The 18,289-nt window shown below is 48.8% G+C and carries 17 protein-coding genes; 10 read left to right on the top strand and 7 right to left on the bottom strand.

Features of this window, described 5'->3' with window-relative positions; translation table 11 throughout:
- The first annotated feature begins 149 nt into the window (after positions 1 to 149).
- The 4 genes from C1710_RS02775 (at position 150) to C1710_RS02760 (ending at position 5,914) form a co-directional block, all read left to right on the top strand.
- Entirely contained in the window at positions 150 to 2,681 is a 2,532-nt protein-coding gene (locus tag C1710_RS02775) for a M1 family metallopeptidase (protein WP_102279782.1), read from the top strand.
- Between the two features lie 167 nt (positions 2,682 to 2,848).
- A complete protein-coding gene (locus C1710_RS02770) occupies positions 2,849 to 4,162 on the top strand; it encodes an MFS transporter (RefSeq protein ID WP_102279779.1) in 1,314 nt (437 codons plus the stop codon).
- 29 nt (positions 4,163 to 4,191) lie between these two features.
- Positions 4,192 to 5,418 (top strand): TIGR00341 family protein, encoded by a 1,227-nt coding sequence (locus tag C1710_RS02765; RefSeq protein ID WP_102279776.1) that lies wholly within the window; start codon positions 4,192 to 4,194, stop codon positions 5,416 to 5,418.
- A gap of 64 nt (positions 5,419 to 5,482) precedes the next feature.
- Entirely contained in the window at positions 5,483 to 5,914 is a 432-nt protein-coding gene (locus C1710_RS02760; protein ID WP_102279773.1) for a hypothetical protein, read from the top strand.
- 54 nt (positions 5,915 to 5,968) lie between these two features.
- On the opposite strand, the gene C1710_RS02755 is transcribed toward C1710_RS02760, so the two are convergent.
- Both C1710_RS02755 and C1710_RS02750 read right to left on the bottom strand, forming a co-directional pair.
- Positions 5,969 to 7,375 (bottom strand): dihydrolipoyl dehydrogenase family protein, encoded by a 1,407-nt coding sequence (locus C1710_RS02755; RefSeq protein ID WP_102279771.1) that lies wholly within the window; start codon positions 7,373 to 7,375, stop codon positions 5,969 to 5,971.
- Between the two features lie 90 nt (positions 7,376 to 7,465).
- A complete protein-coding gene (locus tag C1710_RS02750; protein WP_235857957.1) occupies positions 7,466 to 8,860 on the bottom strand; it encodes a L,D-transpeptidase in 1,395 nt (464 codons plus the stop codon).
- 453 nt (positions 8,861 to 9,313) lie between these two features.
- On the opposite strand from C1710_RS02750, the gene C1710_RS02740 reads away from it, so the two are divergent.
- The gene (locus C1710_RS02740; protein WP_180961284.1) at positions 9,314 to 9,961 is read left to right on the top strand and encodes a L,D-transpeptidase family protein; all 648 of its coding nucleotides are present in this window, start codon (positions 9,314 to 9,316) and stop codon (positions 9,959 to 9,961) included.
- Here the strand turns inward: C1710_RS02740 and C1710_RS02735 are convergent.
- Both C1710_RS02735 and C1710_RS02730 read right to left on the bottom strand, forming a co-directional pair.
- Entirely contained in the window at positions 9,926 to 10,138 is a 213-nt protein-coding gene (locus C1710_RS02735; protein WP_102279767.1) for a hypothetical protein, read from the bottom strand. The genes C1710_RS02740 and C1710_RS02735 overlap by 36 nt on opposite strands.
- 13 nt (positions 10,139 to 10,151) lie before the next feature.
- A complete protein-coding gene (locus C1710_RS02730; RefSeq protein ID WP_102279765.1) occupies positions 10,152 to 10,715 on the bottom strand; it encodes a hypothetical protein in 564 nt (187 codons plus the stop codon).
- Between the two features lie 136 nt (positions 10,716 to 10,851).
- On the opposite strand from C1710_RS02730, the gene C1710_RS02725 reads away from it, so the two are divergent.
- Entirely contained in the window at positions 10,852 to 11,976 is a 1,125-nt protein-coding gene (locus tag C1710_RS02725) for a D-alanyl-D-alanine carboxypeptidase family protein (protein WP_408065691.1), read from the top strand.
- Here the strand turns inward: C1710_RS02725 and C1710_RS08250 are convergent.
- From C1710_RS08250 to C1710_RS02715, 3 genes are all read right to left on the bottom strand, one after another.
- Complete coding sequence (locus C1710_RS08250; RefSeq protein WP_180961283.1) at positions 11,969 to 12,124, bottom strand: hypothetical protein; 156 nt, start codon at positions 12,122 to 12,124, stop codon at positions 11,969 to 11,971. The genes C1710_RS02725 and C1710_RS08250 overlap by 8 nt on opposite strands.
- Positions 12,125 to 12,373: 249 nt before the next feature.
- A complete protein-coding gene (locus tag C1710_RS02720; RefSeq protein ID WP_102279763.1) occupies positions 12,374 to 13,804 on the bottom strand; it encodes a C69 family dipeptidase in 1,431 nt (476 codons plus the stop codon).
- Positions 13,805 to 13,911: 107 nt separating this feature from the next.
- Entirely contained in the window at positions 13,912 to 14,826 is a 915-nt protein-coding gene (locus C1710_RS02715; RefSeq protein ID WP_102279761.1) for a magnesium transporter CorA family protein, read from the bottom strand.
- Positions 14,827 to 14,946: 120 nt separating this feature from the next.
- Between C1710_RS02715 and C1710_RS02710 the strand changes: the two genes are divergently transcribed.
- The 4 genes from C1710_RS02710 (at position 14,947) to rbsK (ending at position 18,055) form a co-directional block, all read left to right on the top strand.
- A complete protein-coding gene (locus tag C1710_RS02710) occupies positions 14,947 to 15,867 on the top strand; it encodes a pseudouridine synthase (RefSeq protein WP_408065690.1) in 921 nt (306 codons plus the stop codon).
- A 28-nt stretch (positions 15,868 to 15,895) separates the two neighbouring features.
- The gene (locus C1710_RS02705) at positions 15,896 to 16,684 is read left to right on the top strand and encodes a TerC family protein (RefSeq protein WP_102279757.1); all 789 of its coding nucleotides are present in this window, start codon (positions 15,896 to 15,898) and stop codon (positions 16,682 to 16,684) included.
- On the top strand, positions 16,665 to 16,982 hold the full coding sequence (trxA, locus tag C1710_RS02700; RefSeq protein WP_408065689.1) for a thioredoxin: 318 nt from the start codon (positions 16,665 to 16,667) through the stop codon (positions 16,980 to 16,982). Before C1710_RS02705 ends, trxA begins: the two co-directional genes overlap by 20 nt.
- Positions 16,983 to 17,131: 149 nt before the next feature.
- On the top strand, positions 17,132 to 18,055 hold the full coding sequence (gene rbsK, locus C1710_RS02695; protein ID WP_102279752.1) for a ribokinase: 924 nt from the start codon (positions 17,132 to 17,134) through the stop codon (positions 18,053 to 18,055).
- Positions 18,056 to 18,289: the final 234 nt, after the last annotated feature.

Here is an 18,289-nt window from a genome sequence, read left to right as displayed (position 1 = left end):
TTGGCCGAACATTACAGGATTCCAATGCCCTTGTCAACTTTTTGGTGGGGCGCTTTCACTGACTGCCAGCATTGGCAGCCTTTTTGTTGTTAGTAACCATTCAAAAACGCGTATAATGAACCTTAAATACATATGGAGATGACAGTTCAATGGCAAAGCGCTTATTAGAGACATTTGTTCCAGAAGACTACCTGGTGAAGATCGACATTAACCGACAAGCCAAGACAATTGACGGGCAGGTCACGGTCCAGGGGAAGAGTTTGGTGGATCAGTTTGCTCTCAACCAGAAGTTCTTGACGATTGACAAGGTGACGGTTGATGGTCAGCCAGCTGACTTCCAGGTTGATGATGACCAGGAATTGTTCACTGTTAAGGCCCACCAAGGACAGTTGACGGCGGTGGTTAACTACCACGCCAAGCTGACTGACACGATGATGGGAATTTACCCGTCGTATTACACCGTTAACGGCGAGAAAAAGGAACTGATCGGAACCCAGTTTGAAACGACGGCGGCCCGGCAGGCGTTCCCGTGTGTCGACGAACCGGCAGCCAAGGCCAAGTTCACCCTGGCAATCAAGTTTGACGAACACGAGGGTGAAACAATTATTGCCAACATGCCGGAAGATCACATCGAAGACGGTTACCACTACTTCCAGCAGACCGTCCGGATGTCGTCTTACCTGGTAGCATTTGCCTTTGGTGAAATGCAGTCCAAGCTGACCAAGACGAAGAGCGGTGTTGAAGTCGGCGTCTTTGCCACTAAGGCACACCAAAGCAAGGAACTCGACTTTGCCCTGGACATTGCCAAGCGCTGCATTGAATTCTACGAAGATTACTACCAGACTCCGTACCCGTTGCCACACTCCTACCAGCTGGCTCTGCCAGACTTTTCAGCCGGTGCAATGGAAAACTGGGGACTGGTAACCTACCGCGAAGTTTACCTGATGGTGGATCCAGACAACACCACCCTCGAAAACAAGCAGGTAGTAGCTACTGTCATTACCCACGAACTGGCTCACCAGTGGTTCGGCGACCTGGTCACGATGAAGTGGTGGGACGATTTGTGGTTAAACGAAAGTTTTGCCAACATGATGGAATACGTCTCTGTCGACGCCCTGCAGCCTGACTGGCACATCTGGGAACTCTTCCAGACGACCGAATCGCCAATGGCCCTTCAGCGTGACGCCACTGATGGTGTTCAAGCGGTGCACCAGGCCGTCAACGACCCGGCGGAAATCGACTCCTTGTTCGATGCTGCCATTGTCTACGCCAAGGGGTCACGGATGCTGGTAATGGTCCGCTCCCTGCTTGGTGATGACAACTTGCGGAAGGGATTAAAGCAGTACTTTGCCGACCACCAGTATGGCAACGCCTCTGGTGACGACCTCTGGAAGGCACTGGGAGACGCATCTGGTCTTGATATTGGCAAGATCATGCATTCCTGGCTGGAACAACCGGGGTACCCAGTGGTGAGCGTCAAGGTCAACGACCAGGGACAAGTAGTCCTTCACCAGCAACAATTCTTCATCGGTGAGCACCACGACCAGGGACGCCTGTGGCAGATCCCGCTGAACTGCAACTATGACCAAGCGCCGCAACTTATGACTGACCGTGACCTGGTTATTGGCGATTACCAGCAGCTGCGTCAGGACAATGGCAAGCCACTGCAGCTGAACGTGGGTAACAACTCGCACTTTATCGTGGATTACGATGACCAGTTAGAAAACGACCTGCTGGACCACCGCGACCAGTTGACACCAATTGATGAACTGGCATTGCTCCAGGATGGACGGTTATTAGCTGAAGGTGGACTGCGCTCATACGCCGCTCTGGTGGTACTGATTGCCCGCTTCAAGGACAGCAAGTCAGCCGTGGTTGCCAACGCCTTATACCGGATTGCTAACTACCTGAAGAACTTCGTTACCCCAGGATCGGCAGAAGAAAAGCAGTTGAAGCGGTTCTTTGCCTTGCTGAGCAATAAACAGGAAGAACGTCTTGGCTGGACACCGGTGGCTGGTGAACCCAACGATGATCAGCTCGTGCGGCCATACATCCTCAGTGCCAGTCTTTACGCTGGCAACCCGGATGCCCAATCACAGGCCCACCAGCTCTTTGCCAGTTACCAGGATAAACTGGCGGACTTGCCAGCGGACACCCGGCCATACATTTTGAAGAACGAGGTTCAACAACACCCGAGCCAGGAGTTGTTTGACCAGCTGCTTAACCTGTACCGGGAGACGGCTGATGGTGGACTGAAAGAAGACATCTGCTTTGCCTTGACTAGCTTGCCTGATAAGGACCTGCTGGGACAGTTAGTGCGCCAGTACTTCCAGGATGCATCGACAATCAAGCCGCAGGACTTACGGGCATGGTACCGTGGCGTCCTGGCCAACAATGATGGTCAACAGCTTGCTTGGGACTGGTTGCGTGACAACTGGGATTGGCTCGATAAGACGGTTGGCGGTGATATGGAATTTGCAACTTACATCACCGTCACAGCCGGGGTCTTCCATACGGCTCCGCGGCTGAACGAGTTTAAGGACTTCTTCGAACCGAAGCTGCAAACGCCGGGACTGACCCGTGAAATTGAGATGGACATCAAGATTATCAGCGGGAAGGCCAACCTGGTTGCCAAGGAAGGCGCCGCGGTTAACAAGGCGGTTGCCAATGAAGTGAAGTAATTCATCATTAAGCTAGAAAGGGTGCTAGAAAGCACCCTTTTTGTTTAGCATTAATGTGGTGTTGCCGGTTGGCCAATTTGTTTTCTAGGCCAGAATTATGTTAGCCTCTTTATACTGAACTTTTTTGAGGAGGTATCAATTTTTTGGCTAACTAAGGCCAAAACCCAATGAATTATACGAAAAAAGACTACAAAAAAGCACCATTATCAGCAGTTCACCTTAAGATCTACCTGACGTTAATCCTCGGCCAAATTGCCTGTGGCTATGCCCTCGGGGTAATTGGGACGGGGATGGCCAAGGCCCAGCAAGTAATAACCATTAGTGATTTTTGGGTCGGCTTAGTCGGCGCCGGGAGCCTGCTCGGCTTGGCAGGTAGTGCGCTGGTGGGCAAACTCGCTGACCAGCTTGGCCGCCGGCGAATGTTGATGATGAACATGTACTTATTTAGTATTTTCTCGTTACTACAGTTAGTAACCGCGAACATGTTTCTTCTTTTTATTTTGCGGTTGTTAATCGGGTTGATGGTTGCCATCGACTACACCGTGGGAAATGCCTGGCTGGTCGAATGGCTGCCAGCTAAGCAAAGTGGTAAGCTGCAGAGTCAGTTAATTATCTACTGGACGCTCGGCTTTATCGCTTCTTACCTTGCCGGGACAGTTATTAGCGGGCTGGGGAGTCACACCTGGCAGATCATTCTGGCAACCAGTGCAGTGCCGGGTATCATTACGGCAATCTATCGCTCCTTATTTGGGCTGCCGGCTTCGCCAAGTTGGCTGGCCAGTCAAGGAAAAAACCAGAAAGCACAAAAGGTGATTCAAAAGCACCTCGGCAAACGTTGGGGGCTGTCGCTCAAGCAATTGCGGAGTAAAGCACCGGATGATGTGGGGATTAAAACACTTTTTAGCCCCACTTACCGGCGGCGGACAATTGTTGGCGGTCTCTTCTACGCTTGCCAGGCCTTTTCCTTCTTTGGTGTTTCTATCTTCCTACCAATCTTGTTAACCAGCATGCACCTGGGTAATGATTCCTTGTCAGGGATTATCTACAACGTCTGCGTCTTTGTCGGGGTCCTGCTGGGTATCTGGTTATTCCGGAAGATTAGTCGCCGGGCGTTTCTGATGGGAACCTTTTTCCTGTCAGCTTTGGCAATGGCGCCCTTAGTTACCAGCTGGCAATTGTCATCACTAGTTCAAATTAGCCTGTTCGCGGCCTTTGCTATTATGCTCTCGGCGGGCTTAGTGTTGGACTACCCGTACCCGACCGAGCTCTTTGACATCAAGGTCCGGGCCACCGGGGTCGGTGCCTGCATTACCATCAGCCGGTTTGGCGCGGCCGGCGGGACGTTCTTGTTGCCGGTCCTAACCAACGTTGGTGGGGCCCGGCTAGCGATGGTTGTTTGCCTGGCTGTCCTCCTGATTGGTGGGGTAGTTTGCTTGCTATGGGCGCCAGAAACGTCACCGCGGTTTCGTGACAAAAATTAATAACTGATGAGCAAGGAGAGTGGTTGTTGATGATCACCCGTGAATTTTTAACTAGTTTAGAGAAAGATAGCCGGTTAAATATTGAAAATCTGGTTATTTTAACCTGCGCGATTTTTATTGCTAGTATCGGTTTAAATATGAATTCTACGGCCACCATTATTGGTGCAATGTTAATCTCACCATTGATGTCGCCATTGCTGGCCATCGGGACGGGAATTGCTACGTATCAAACCGACTTAATGAAGACGGGAGCGTTTTCTCTCTTAGCAGAAGTAGCGATCAGCCTAGCAGCCTCAACCACCTATTTTTTCCTGTCACCATTGACTTTCCCCAGTCAGGAAATTCTTGCCCGGACAAGTCCAACAATTTGGGACGTCCTAATTGCCTTTTTTGGGGGAATTGCCGGGATTATTGGTGCTACGAAGAGGGGAGCCAACAACATAGTTCCCGGAGTAGCTATTGCAACGGCGCTGATGCCGCCGCTGTGTGCTGCCGGTTATGGGTTAGGGACTAGCCACCTTCATTTCTTTTTTGGTGCTTTCTACCTCTTTACCATCAATGCCATTTTTATCATGTTAACCGCCTTTGCTGGGGTTAAGGTAATGAGATGGCTTAGTCAGTCGAATACCGACCTTCCCCATCTTTGGCGGCTGCCTGTGTATCAAGTGGTTTTGTTTGTGGCGGCCATGCTGGTACTGATTGTACCCAGTGTTTTTTCTACGCAACAATTGGTTCAGCGGTCAATGGCTGAAAATAATGTTCATCAATTGGTGGCGACCGAATTCCCTAACGATACGATCATTAAGGAAGAAGTTAACAATAGTTCCAAGGTCATTAACCTGACTATTTCAGGATCGCGTGAAACTACCCAGCGGGTTAAACGGCTTAAAAAGCGTTTGGCAGATTACCACCTGACCGGTTATTCGTTGAATGTTATTCAGGTGGCCCGGTTGGATGCCGCAACGGAAGCGCAGTTGAATGCGCGAGTGACTAACATTGTTAACCGGCAGCGGCAAGCGGCTGATGATAAGGAAAAGCGGCGGTTAGCTAAGCAGGAAAAACGCAACAAGAAGATTGCGGCCTTATCAGAGGATATTTCCACGGTGACCGCAGTCAGCAACGACCACCAGCAAGAAACGGTCATTGTGGAGTTGAAAAAACAGTTGAGTCAGCGACAGCAAGTGCAGCTGACGACGCAAATTAAAAAGCATTATCCAGCGATTGACCGGATCGAATACGTCGTCAAGGCGGATTAATCACGATGTGGTCAAAGAGGGCCGGTGAAATAACGTTGCCCATCTGTAAGGGAGGAAGCAGTGAATGGAGAAAAAGCTTGAAAAGATTATTGCGGTGGTGGTTGAGGTAGCTGCCGCCCTGTTAGTCCTCTGGCTGCTCGGGTCGCTGGCCGACCTAGTCCTGAAAGTGGTAGCGGGAACTATTAGTGCAGTCGTCGGTTTCTTTAGTGGTCTTTGGGAAATGATTGAATTTTTCGCCTTTTGCCTGGTCGTTTTTTATGTGGGGCGAATTGTTGCTGGCCGGGGAGTCGGCAACTGGTTCTTTCCGAAGTTTGAAGACCCGAAGAAGAAGTATCATTGGCACCGGCCTGATAGCGGTGACCACGTCCGGGTTAGCCATCGGGCACTCGGTGACGATGGCTACTACCACACGATTACGACCAACCGTGGCGGTGGCGATGCGCGGGACGCACATGGGGCGCGGATCCATTACCACGATCACCGCTTCCACCGGTAAAATGAATCAAAAAGCTGTTGCCCAGTTCAACTGAGCAACTGCTTTTTTGCTTTTTTAATTTTTCAACAGTCCGCCAACTTTATCCGCGATTGCCGGGTAAATCGGCATAACATTTTGCTGCCAAGCGGCGCGGGTGGTTTGCAAGCCGATGACCGGGACGAGGTTGTTGATGTCGTCAGCTGCGGTCGCCCCAATTTCGCTGGCACCGACGAGCTGGTCATCTTCGTTATAAACGAGCGTTAACCGGGCGCCCTTTTCGTTCAGACCAGCATAGAGACTGCTGCCGCCAAGGGACCGTTCCTCAGTTCGGTAGTGGGATTCGTCCGCGGCCACGTCTGGGTTCACCCCAACTTGAGCAATCTCTGGGAAGGCAAAGGCTGCCGTACCAATTGTTGGGTAGTGAATTGGCGCGGTTTGTCCATTCTCAAAGGATTGGTAGAGGTAGTCGGCGTCAAACTCCGCCACCGTGGTTAATTTAGGCACCGGTTGACTAGTAATGTCGCCGATTGCGTAAACGTCAGCATCAGTAGTTTGCAGGTGGTCATCAACGTCGACGCCCTTAGGAGAATAATTAATGCCGGCAACCGACAAATTCAGCTTTTCAATGTTGGGAACCCGGCCACTAGCATCAACGACGTAATCCGTGTTGATGGTGGTGTCCTGGTTAGTAGTAACCTGGTAGGTGTTATCAACTGCTTTGACTTCCGTGGCACTAGTGTGGAAGTGGAAAGTGACACCCTGTTTTTCTAGTGCCTTGACCATTGCCACGGCATACTTACTATAAAAGCCACGGAGGATACGTTCGGAACGAATCAGCATCTCCACTTTTGTCCCAGCAGCTGCCAGGAAGGAGGCCAGTTCAATCGCCACGTAGCCACCACCGATGAAGACGACGCGGTTAGGCCGGTGAGCGAGGGAGAGAACGTCAGTACTGTCGTGCATCAGTTCAGCACCGGGAATAGTCAAGCGGTGTGGCCGGTGAGCGAGGGAGAGAACGTCAGTACTGTCGTGCATCAGTTCAGCACCGGGAATAGTCAAGCGGTGTGGCCGGTGCCCCGTGGCAATAATAATTTTCTTCCCCTGGTATTGATGGCCGTTGACCTCAATCGTGTGGGGGGCAACAAACTGACCGTAACCCACCGCGACGTCACACATTTTTTCGTAAATGGCCTTGGTTTCGCCTGGCCAGGAGTCAAAGCGCGCCTTTTTGGTAGCCATTAACTGGTCCCAGTCAAGTTGGGCGGGCTGACTAATGCCGCGGCCGACTAATTGACGGCTAGCCTGAGCCACGTGGACAGCGCCGGACAAGAAGATCTTCGGTTCACAGCCAACGTTGGGGCAGGTGCCACCAAAGAGGCCGCCTTCGACCGCCAAGAGTGATTTGCCAGTTTTGGCTAAGAGACGCGCCAGTTTATAGCCGGCGGGACCAGTACCGAGGATAATGTAATCGTACTTTTTCATCAGAAAGACCTCCTACCGTTCGAGTTACTTAGTTATTCCTATCATAACGGGAAACGGGAGGGAAGAGAAGTCAAGTGCCTTCGCGTGAGGTTAATAAATAACTACTGGTTCGCCCTTGAATAAAGCATGGTAACCAGCTCCGGCGTTCGATGGCTTCATGTTAATGCAACCGTGTGAGCCACCACCTGTTTCTTTGTAGGCTTTTTGGGACCAATCGTGTCGCCAGCTGGCATCATGAAAGCCACAGCCCGACAGAGTAAAAGGCGACCAGTACTTAACGGGGCTACTATATTTGGACCCATCATCATTATTACCCCGCAGGACTGATGGTGATTGTTGGTACATAATGTACCAGACACCCTTGGGGGTCCGGTTTTGGGAATCATTCGAGCCACTGACGATATTTGTACTTAAGACACACTTACCATGGCGGTAGAACCAGGCATGCTGATTGGTTATCGATACTTCGACATAGCTTTTGCCAATCCCGTCGTTGCTAGTCACGTTATACCCAGTTCCGAGGTGACTGTAGCCTTTCCCGTATGTGTCATTAATAGCGTCCACCTTTTTTTGCTTCTTCACGATGGCGTTAGCTAATGTTTGGCCTGCCTGCTTAGCGCTAATTTTCCAGCCATAACTACCGTGCCTAGCGGTTCTGATAGTTTTTCCGGATGCAGTTTTAAATTGAAAACTTTTTCCCAGAGTGGCTTGGCGAGAGTTAATCTTCTTAATTTTTGGTTTAACTCGTGCAGTGTTGAACACAAAGTGATTCTTGTGGTATGTCGCCTGAGTGATAACAGCATCAGTCTTAAAATGGTAATTGGTGTTTTGGACGTGGTATGTCACGGTCTTATTCAGTAGCTTATCCAGTTGCTTTTTCTCATTACGTACCTCCTTGCTGTTTTTGTCTAGGGGTTTGGCGATCACAGGTTTGATCCGGATCGTGCCATTGACGAATTGCTCGTTAATCGTTTTGTTAATTCCCTGATAGCTAAATTTGGTACCGTAAACTGCTGGCACAATCGTGACCTTACCATTCCGATAAACAGCGTATGCATCATGGGACGCCTTCCTGTGATCATTCAGCTGTTGGATGTGGTTGTCAACGGCAGTAATAATATTGGCGATTGATGACTTATCCAGGCTAGCTGGTTCGACTAGTAAGTTTTCGCGCTGGTGAGAAGGAAAGAGGGTGTACTGCTGATGCAAAGCCTTAGTAATCCGTCCCTTGTCCTGGGTAGTGAATCCAGAGCTAGTGATTGGTCCGCGATAGACTAATTGGTTATTGACATAGATTTTTGATTGGCGGCGAGTTCGTTTCACTTTTTTGTATGCTTGTTCAACATTTAGCCCGCCAACGGGGATGTTATTGATGCTGACATTCTTATTAAAGTGGGTTCGTTGGTAAATATGCATTGATACTAATAACGCTATTATCAATACAAAGCAGACAATGATTATTTTGTGGGTAAAGTTTTTATGCATCCTTAATCATCTACCTTCTCAAATAAAGTAAGCTAATGCTGCTTTTTAAGTTGATATTCGTAGTAGGCTTCTAAGAAAGTGTTGATGGCCAGACATAAGTTCATCAGCAGAAATATTTTTAAGAAGAAATGAAGGCTAATCGGCTTAAGGCTGAAGTGCAAAAGATTATAAAGAAACGTTAGTACAATAAACAATAAGTTGGCACGTAAAATATCCTTTGACCATTTATGTTTAATAATATAATTCCAGCAGCGTTGTAACATTGACTTGACCTCACGAAAAATTTGCGCAAAAGACTGCAACAAGGAAAAAGAAAATAGCGGTTAAATACGAAAGTTTCAGATTGTTTCTCATATGAAGACCTTCTCTTCTTGAAATGCTGACTAGAGAATTTATAATTAGGACGATAATAGCTACCGATCAGTTGGAAAATTCAATGGGAGGGATAGCAAAGTGAAATTAGCGATGCGTAATGGGATCTATGTTGCTATTTGTCTGGTAGTAGCAGCTGCTGGAGTATGGCCTGACCTGCATCACCATCAAGGTACCCGACAAATTGAAGTCGCAAGAGCTAATAATCAGAGTACTGAGAATAATTCCAGGGAGGGCGCTGATAAGCATATGCGCCAGCCCATTAACTGGCGAAAGTCTTCTGAAACGATTCCTTATCCGGACTTAGCTAAGGCCCAACACCTGTGGATTAAGGTTAGTTTGAAAGGAAACCGTACCTACATTTACGATGGTGACAAGCTGATTTATACGATGTATAGCACGGGTGGAATGTACAAGAAGGACCATTCAACGGGTAAGGTAAAGAGCATGACCCCCACGGGGACCTTCTATTCGCAAGCGGAACGTGGCGACAACTTCTATAACCAACAGTTAGGTGAAGGGGCCAACTACTACGTTTCCTGGTTAAACCATGGCGAATATTTGTTCCATAGTGTCCCGACGAAGAGCGATGGCTCATACAACGTGAAAGAAGCCAAAAAATTGGGCAAGTCAACGGGATCGCATGGTTGTATCCGTCTTTCTGTTCCGGATGCTCAGTGGTTCTCATCAAACCTACCGGTTGGCACCAAAATTGAAATTGTTAACTAGTTTGATTATTACTAGACAAGTATCAATGATGACAAACATTAAAATACCAGCGCCTAGCCTGATTCGGTTGACGGGAATTAGCCAGCTGAGTAGGTTGTAGCCTAATAAAGCAAGTAAAAGAATGATATCGGTAACGACAATATGTTTAACAAAATGCGGAGTGATTTGACCTTTCATTATTGTGAACTCCTTATTTGATAACGATACCAGTGCCCTGAGGCAGCTTTTGCAACCAAGCGGCATCCTTTTTCGATAATTCAATCGTGTTTAGGATCCGGTATTTCTTTTTAACCCAGTTGCCCCTAACGGTGTGTTGATTCACTTTTAACGGGGACTCAAGATATCCATCCTGGCCAATACTCGTCCAGGCAACAGCGGAGCTTCCCTGACCATTATTCATATGGAAACTTTTCTCGCCGCGAGCATCATTAACCGCTAATGCCCGTGGAGTAAAGTTAATAAGCGCATGGGCGATATACAGGACACGACGATGGTCGAGCACATAAAGAAGGTTGTTTTGTGGCACGGCAATGACTTTAATGCCTTTTTTGTGCTTTAGCGACGGGTATTTTCCTCTTTCTGATGGTCGACGAATATTGGGAGACCTGAGCCGGTTAAGTGCCATTGTTTGGCTAGCATAGGTTCCCTCACTAATATATAATTGCTTTTTTGAATGAATAATATTGTTGCAAACGACGAGTATTAGTAATAAGCCGATTGCAGTGTAGATCATTACCTTTAATTCTTTATTCATTGCTGTCAATTCCTTAGATTCGGGTGATTTTTGTTTTGAAAAAAGTAATCATTGCTATTATTCTTCAGCTACTTATTGTGGGGGGGTAACGACTCCTGTCAATGCTGATGAGGCAATAAATGCTAAATCAGCGATTATGGTGGATGCCTCGACGGGGCAGATTATTTATGAACAAGACGCTAACCAAAAATTGCCGATTGCTTCCATTAGTAAATTGCTGACGGTTGCAGTTATTCACGATGAGCTGAAAAAGAACGCCATTAGTGCCTATACCAAGGTGAAGGTCACGTCAGATATTAGTGAAATATCCAATGACCCTAACTATTCAAGTATTGGCCTGCAAGAAGGGCAATCTTATTCGGTGATCGAATTATTAAACGCAGCGATGGTTAAGTCAGCGGATGGGGCAACGGCTGCACTAGCCACGGCTGACGGTAGTTCACCCGATGCATTCGTCTTGAGTATGGATAAAAAGGCAAAGGAAATTGGCCTTACTAATGCCAGTATTATTAATCCCACAGGTTTAACTAACGGAGAGATGAAAAACCTTTGTTCAGACAGCGTTAGCGATGACGCCGAAAATGAAATGACGGCAAGAGATGTGGCATTACTGGCAAGGTATTTAATTCATTCATACCCAGCTTTGTTAAAGGTCACGGCGCAGAAAAAGGCCAACTTCTTTATCAGTAAAGGCAATACTAAGTCAGTGAAAAATCTGAATAAGATGTTGCCGGGTTGCTCATACACAGTTCCGGGAGTGACCATTAGCGGACTGAAAACGGGGACGTCTGATAAAGCCGGCGCCTGTTTTGTGAGTGTTGGCAAATATAGGGGTCACCAAATTATCACGGTCGTATTGCATGCCAATGGTGAAAACGATGATAGCCGGTTCATCCAAACCCAGAAGCTTTACCGGATGTTAAAAGATGATTATTGTTTACAAACGGTTGATTTGACGTCGAGCATGAGTAATGTTCAAATTGCTGGTGGCAATCGCAAGACAATTGCCACCAGTCCTAAGCAGTTGACTGTCTGGGGAAAGAAACGATTAAAGTCATATACCATTGCGCAAAGTCTTGAGCATCGATTGGTGAATAAACGGCAACAACTTTGCGATCCAGTCAAAAAAGGCCAACGAATTGGCAGTATTCGTCTGACGAGCAAGCAACTAAGAACCGTTTCTGGTGAGCCGCTAACGTACCCGCTGAAGAGTGATAATGCAGTTGGTAAGGGAACCCTAATAACTAAGTTGTTTAACTAAAAAATAGCGAGACAAAAACTCCTGTTGATGGGTTACTCAAGTAGTAATCTGTCAACAGGAGTTTTGCGTAGAGAAAGAAAAAGTCATCGCTGGTCCCAAACAGGTGAACCAGGATGGCTTCTAGTAACGATTTAATCTGCTTTGCCAATGCTATGTTCTAATCAAACAATGCCCGCGCGGTCCCAGGTGATTGACGACCTCAACTGGCTCCTTGGCAGGCATTATCTGACCCCATAATATTTTCTAATTTTGACTTGGGCGGTAAAGTTAATTTTTCACCAAATGTCGTTTTTTGGACACGACCAATCAACTATATTTGTCGGGTGTCAAAAATGGAATTTCGTAAAAACTCCTGCCACTTCACGGTGGCAGGAGTTAATTACGTTAGGAATCCTTTTTATAGGTTGTCGCCCATTTCGTACTGGTACTTGGAACTCAGTAAGGTCTGACGGATCAGCGAACTGAGCAGCAGGCGGGTGCGGTGGCTAATTTCGTTCCCCGTGGCGATGCTTTCCTTCGTCAGGTAAGCGGTCAGTTCGTCGCCAGACAGATCCTTGGCCTTGGCATCGATGGCATCAATCCGCGAGAGACCGTAGCTTTGGCAACCATCACGGAAGGCGTTTACCTCGTTAATGAACTGGTGGTAACGTGGTTCAACAACGACTTCGAGTAACTTGTGCATCCAGTAAGCGGAGTCGGCAGTTACTTCCTGGCTAGCAACCTTGTAGTTAGCCGGGGTGTCGGTGATGTTAGTGTAGAACGGGACATACGGGCTGTAAGCGTAGAAACCGAAGTTGACCCACTGAATAGCTGAGAATTCAGCTGGGACGTCATTACGCAGCTGGAGAATGCATGACGACTGGTTCCGGTCGAGGGCAATTGAGCGGAACTTCTTTTGCTGCTTTTCATCGCCAGAAGCGAAGGTGTTGAACGGGTCGTATTCGGTCCCGTTGTAGTGGGAGGACAGGAACTTTTCCACGTCTTCGACCGCAATCTTCTTTTCTGGCTGACGGAGCCATGGCATATCCTGGCTGGTCGGGTCTTGTTCAATGCTGGGGTTGAACAGCTTCTGACCATACCATGTCCGGGGGGTGTTGTAGTAGGCATCGGCTTCGCTCTGGGTCCCGAAGATGTTGCGGTAGTTAAAGCTTTCTGGTGTTGGGTTTAGGTGATACTTTTCCACGAAGCTTTGCAGGTTCGGGTCGAACATGAAGTTGTCCGGGTCGTTGAAGTCAATCTCTTCAATGCACATGATGTTTGGGCAGATGGCATAAGAATTGTCCGGAATCCGTTGTGCGGCCCAGTGGTGACCAGCACCCGTTTCCAGGTACCAGATTTCGTCATGGTCGGAGAAGGCGATCCCGTTGCATTCGCCGGTCCCGTACTTTTCAATTAACTTCCCGAGGCGAGCCACCCCTTCGCGGGCACTCTTGATAAATGGCAGGACGACGGACAGCATGGCGTCTTCGTTCAGCCCGTTCTTGACCAGCGGGTCGTGGCCGAGACAGCGGGCATTCGTCCCTTCAGTTTCGGTCGAACTCATGGCGACGTTGTATTCGTTAATCCCCTGTTCACCCCAGATACCTTCGCTGGGATCACCGTTCGGGGTGGCAGTGTAGCGGCAACCGTCACCCTTCAGGTCCATTTCAAAGCCGTTGTACTTGGAAACGAAGTGTTCATCGTAGTGCTTAGCTGGAACAACGGTGAAGGTCTTCGGGTTGACGCCATCATAGCCGTCTTCGTCACGGGCAATGATCGTCGAGCCGTCCATCGTTGCGCCCTTACCAACCAGAATTGCAGTACAGGAAGATAGTTTCTTCTTTGTCATCAATAATCGCTTCTTTCAATCTGTCTTTGCTCATTGCTGTTGTCAACAATTTTATACCAATAAGAAAACGCGGGCAACGTTTCAGAACGCGTCCCCGATAAAAATAGTTATTTCCAGAAATGGTGGTTAGTAATCAAGATGAGGGTAATCAGGCTGAGGATCAGCATGATCAACAGGGTGATTTGCCAGGAATAAGCAAAGTTAGCCAGCGGCAACTTGACGTTTTCACCATAGAACCCGGAGACAATCGTCGGAATGGTCAAGACCACTGAAATGATCGTCAGGAGCTTCATCGTCTGGTTTAGGTTGCTATCGAGGACCTTACTGTAGGCGTTAGACACCCGCTCGGACACGTCGGACGTCATCTGGGCCATCTCCAGCCCCTGCTGGGCTTCGACAATCACGTCGTCGAGGTCGTTTTGCTGCTTTTGGGAAAGGTTCTTTAGCCGCCGTTTCATTTCCTGGAGAAGCGAAACGTTCCCCTTGAGGGAGGTCAGGATGTAGACCAGTCCGGTTTCAATCTCCATGAACTCGGTAATGGCCTTGCGTTCGGTATGACTCTCCAGGTTTTCCTGGATCTGCTGGCGTTGCTGGTCGGCCCGGCGAATCGGCCCAAAGTAGGCGGTCGACAGACGGTAGAGGACCGGCAAGACCAGGTCAATCCGGTCGTTAATTGGCCCCCGTTCTTTAAGCGCCTGGAGCTGTTCGACCATCATTCCGTTGACGAAATTGGTCTGCGCGTTCGTAAAGGTAATGATGTTGTTGGCGGTTAACATGAACCCAACCTGCGCGGTTTGTGCTGACGAAACGGTGTGTGTCGGGACATAAACGTCAAAGATCAGTAAAATGATCCCGGCGTTGGGGTCGACTTCCACCCGCGCCTTTTCATAGGGGTCAATGGCGTAACCCAGCAATTCCGTCGTGACCTCGTACTTATTAACGAGGTCTTCCTGTTCGTTGGGCAGCGGCTCGAAGACGCTAATCCACTGGCTGCGGTGGTTGATTTTTTCGGCACTGAGCATGGCGGCCCCATCCTTTCTTAATTCTCACTACCTATTGAACTATTTAATTTACGAAAAGTAAAGTGACTTCACGACCGTTAACGTAATGAAATAAGGTATAATGACCGTCAGGAAGAGGGGATGAGGATGAAACACTGGCAAATCGTCAACCAGTTAGCAGTGGACCAACAACCGCGACCGTTGCGGGAACTGCTGGAACAACAGTGGTTGCTGCCGCGACGTTTCGTGCACTATTTGCGAACGCGGCGCAATGTCCTCGTGAATGGCCACTACGTACCGGTCAACACGGTGGTAGGGCCTGGTGACCAGGTGACTCTTCGTTTCTGTGGTGATGAGTTTCGGACGGGGGAGTCATCGTACGTGCCGGCCAACAAACCGCACCTGACAGTGTTATTCGAAAACCGTGACCTGCTGGTCGTTAATAAACCAGCAGGGCAGAAGTGTCACCCCAATTATCGTGGCGAAACCGGAACGGTGATGAATGACGCGGCGGGTTACTTAGCTGGAACAGGGAGCCAAGCATTCATGGTCCACCGGATTGACCAGCAGACGAGTGGCGCGTTGATTATCGCCAAAAACCCGGTGGTTGTTCCCATCCTCGACCGGCTGATTAGTGCAAACCAAATTCACCGGACCTACTTGGCGCTGGCAGATGGGCAGGTGACACCGGCTGATGGCAGCTGGCGGTGGTCTATTGGCCGCGACAGCAATGATAAGCGTAAACGGCAGGTAGGTGGGGTGCAGGCGCAGATGGCCTGGACGGATTACCAAACCTTGGCAGGCAACGAGCAGGCTTCGTTGATGAAACTCAGTCTGCATACCGGGCGAACCCACCAGTTACGGGTTCACTTGGCTCATGCTGGTCACCCCATTATTGGTGATCCCCTGTACAATCCGCATCATGATGAACCGCCCCTGCTTCTCCACGGGGCCTGGTTGCGACTGGTAGTGCCATTCTCCGGGGAAACCCAAATTATTCAGGCGCCAATTGCTAACTATTTTCAAGAAAATTTGCTAAAATACCACTTAGGAAAAGTTTAGGAAAACTAAAATGAAGGAAGGGCACTGATTGTCACTTTTAGTTAAGCTTTACGGGCCGTTTTTCAGCTTAGAGAATTGGCAAAACGTCATTACGTCCGGCCAGGATTGGTTGATTATTTTTTCGCTGGTCATGATTGAATGTCTCTTGTCAGTCGACAACGCGATTGTGTTAGCCGCTCAAACACGGGTACTACCGTCGTTAAAGGAGCAGGAAGAATCGCTATTTTACGGCTTGTGGGGTGCTTATATTTTCCGCTTCCTGATTATCGGGATCGGGACGTTTTTAATCCACTTCTGGGAAATTAAGGTAATCGGTGCGGCCTACCTGCTGTACCTGGTTTACCGGTTCTTTCGTTTCAAGTTCGTTGGTAAGCAGCCGATGCGGAAGAGTCATAAAAGAAAGACCCAGTTGACGGGGCGGCGGCTTTTTTGGTTTGTCGTCTTACAAATCGAATTTATGGATATCATCTTCTCGGTTGACTCGGTATTGGCATCACTCGCCATCTCCAATAACCCGGTGATTGTGCTAATCGGGGGGATGATCGGGATCCTGTGTATGCGGGGAATTGCCGAGATCATTATGCAGCTGATGCGCAAGGTGCCTGAACTAGAACCGATGGCCTACGTTCTGATTGCGGTAATTGCCGTCAAGCTCTTCTTGACCATTCCCGCCATCGATATTGAAATCCCGTCGAACTGGTTTGGAATCTTTATCTTAGGTGTCTTTGCCGTGACCATGATTATTCACGTTATTCGGAAGAAGAAAAAGTCGGCAGCGACAAAGGAGGATGCTAATAGTGGCAACGATCGCCAATAATGATAACTTCCAGCAGGCCATCGCTGGACCACTCACGGTTGTTGACTTCTGGGCACCGTGGTGCGGACCATGTAAGATGATGGTACCGACGATGGCTAAATTAGAAGAAAAGTATGGGGATCGGATTAAGTTCGTCAAGTACAATATTGACCAGCAGACAGAGATCCCACAGCAATATAAGGTGTATAGTATTCCATCACTAGTCGTTTTCCGGGACGGTGTCGGCAAAGAGAAAGTGACGGGTGTGTACCCGTTTGAGAAACTAGACCACTACCTGCAGCGGCAGCTGGCCCAGTAGTTAGGTAGCGTGCGGCCAGTTGGCGGTGCGCTATTTTTAATAACAGTTGCTTGCAATCGATTTCAAAACATGTTATGTTAAACTAGAATTAGTACGTAAAACGATTTACAAAGCATTGCTTCGCAGTGGACTTGAAGGAGGAATTTTTAATGAGTAACAAGATTGCGATTCTCGGCAGTATTAACGTTGACACTACTTACCACGTAGAACGTTTCCCGCAACCGGGCGAAACGATCTCTGCGATCAGCAAGAGTTCTGCACCTGGTGGCAAGGGCGCTAACCAGGCGGTTGCCGCAGCTCGTTCTGGCGCCAAGACCTACTTTGTTGGCAAGGTTGGTGACGACAACGAAGGTAAGTTCATGCTGGAAGCACTGAAGGAAGAACACGTTGACACTGACTGCATCGTGATCGACAAGGTTCACGGGACCGGGACGGCTATGGTAACCCTTGATGTTAACGGCCAAAACCACATCATGGTTTACGGTGGTGCTAACCAGGCCTTGCTGAAGGAAGATTTAGAGAACACTGACAAGGTGCTTGATTCTGCCGACTTCTTAATTAGCCAGTTTGAAACGCCACAAGACGTGACGGCAGCTGCCTTCAAGGAAGCAAAGAACCACGGCGTGATTACTTTCCTGAACCCTGCACCTGCTCACGAGATTGACCCTGAAGTACTGAAGTACACGGACATCATTGCACCAAACGAGACAGAAAGTGCCATTTTAACTGGTATTAAGCTGAACGGTGAGGATTCGATGCTGAAGACAGCTGAATACTTTGCTGATAAGGGTGTTGACAACCTGCTGATTACTCTCGGCTCCCGTGGCGTCTTCTATTCCACGCCGAATGGTCACGGCTTAGTTCCGGCCTTTAAGGTCAAGGCGGTTGACACCACTGCTGCTGGTGACACCTTTGTTGGGGCGATGGCTTCCCAGCTCCACACAAACCTCGACAACATTGAAGAAGCACTGGTTTATGGTCAACGCGCTTCTAGCCTGACGGTGCAGAAGATGGGCGCAATGCCATCGATTCCGTTTGGTGACCAAGTTGAGGAAGCATTGAACGAAAACTAATCATTAACAGCCTGACTGCCAACGGGGTGGTCAGGTTTTTGATAACCAAAAGGGGCCGTGACATAATCACCCCTCTCTATACTAAAAGTTAACAAGCGGTACAACAATGGCTCCTAACGTTCTGGCAAAGCCGAACGCTAGGAGCCGCCTATTGTTGCTCGCAGGGGCGGCAGATATCCTAGCTGCGCGTCATGACTACGAAGTCATAAATGACTTCTTTCACGCTCTCAAAGT

The organism is [Lactobacillus] timonensis (assembly GCF_900240275.1).
In the GTDB taxonomy this organism is placed as follows: Bacteria; Bacillota; Bacilli; order Lactobacillales; family Lactobacillaceae; genus Limosilactobacillus; species Limosilactobacillus timonensis.
This window is presented reverse-complemented; position numbering and strand designations above follow the sequence as displayed.

Bases quoted from the DNA above. Each gene is read 5' to 3' on its own strand.
- rbsK (WP_102279752.1), top strand. From the start codon at position 17,132: ATGAGTAACAAGATTGCGATTCTCGGCAGTATTAACGTTGACACTACT.
- C1710_RS02760 (WP_102279773.1), top strand. From the start codon at position 5,483: ATGGAGAAAAAGCTTGAAAAGATTATTGCGGTGGTGGTTGAGGTAGCT.
- C1710_RS02775 (WP_102279782.1), top strand. From the start codon at position 150: ATGGCAAAGCGCTTATTAGAGACATTTGTTCCAGAAGACTACCTGGTG.
- C1710_RS02715 (WP_102279761.1), bottom strand. From the start codon at position 14,826: ATGCTCAGTGCCGAAAAAATCAACCACCGCAGCCAGTGGATTAGCGTC.
- C1710_RS02725 (WP_408065691.1), top strand. From the start codon at position 10,852: ATGGTGGATGCCTCGACGGGGCAGATTATTTATGAACAAGACGCTAAC.
- C1710_RS02735 (WP_102279767.1), bottom strand. From the start codon at position 10,138: ATGAAAGGTCAAATCACTCCGCATTTTGTTAAACATATTGTCGTTACC.
- C1710_RS02720 (WP_102279763.1), bottom strand. From the start codon at position 13,804: ATGACAAAGAAGAAACTATCTTCCTGTACTGCAATTCTGGTTGGTAAG.
- C1710_RS02730 (WP_102279765.1), bottom strand. From the start codon at position 10,715: ATGAATAAAGAATTAAAGGTAATGATCTACACTGCAATCGGCTTATTA.
- C1710_RS02750 (WP_235857957.1), bottom strand. From the start codon at position 8,860: ATGCATAAAAACTTTACCCACAAAATAATCATTGTCTGCTTTGTATTG.
- C1710_RS02770 (WP_102279779.1), top strand. From the start codon at position 2,849: ATGAATTATACGAAAAAAGACTACAAAAAAGCACCATTATCAGCAGTT.
- C1710_RS02710 (WP_408065690.1), top strand. From the start codon at position 14,947: ATGAGGATGAAACACTGGCAAATCGTCAACCAGTTAGCAGTGGACCAA.
- C1710_RS02755 (WP_102279771.1), bottom strand. From the start codon at position 7,375: ATGAAAAAGTACGATTACATTATCCTCGGTACTGGTCCCGCCGGCTAT.
- C1710_RS02765 (WP_102279776.1), top strand. From the start codon at position 4,192: ATGATCACCCGTGAATTTTTAACTAGTTTAGAGAAAGATAGCCGGTTA.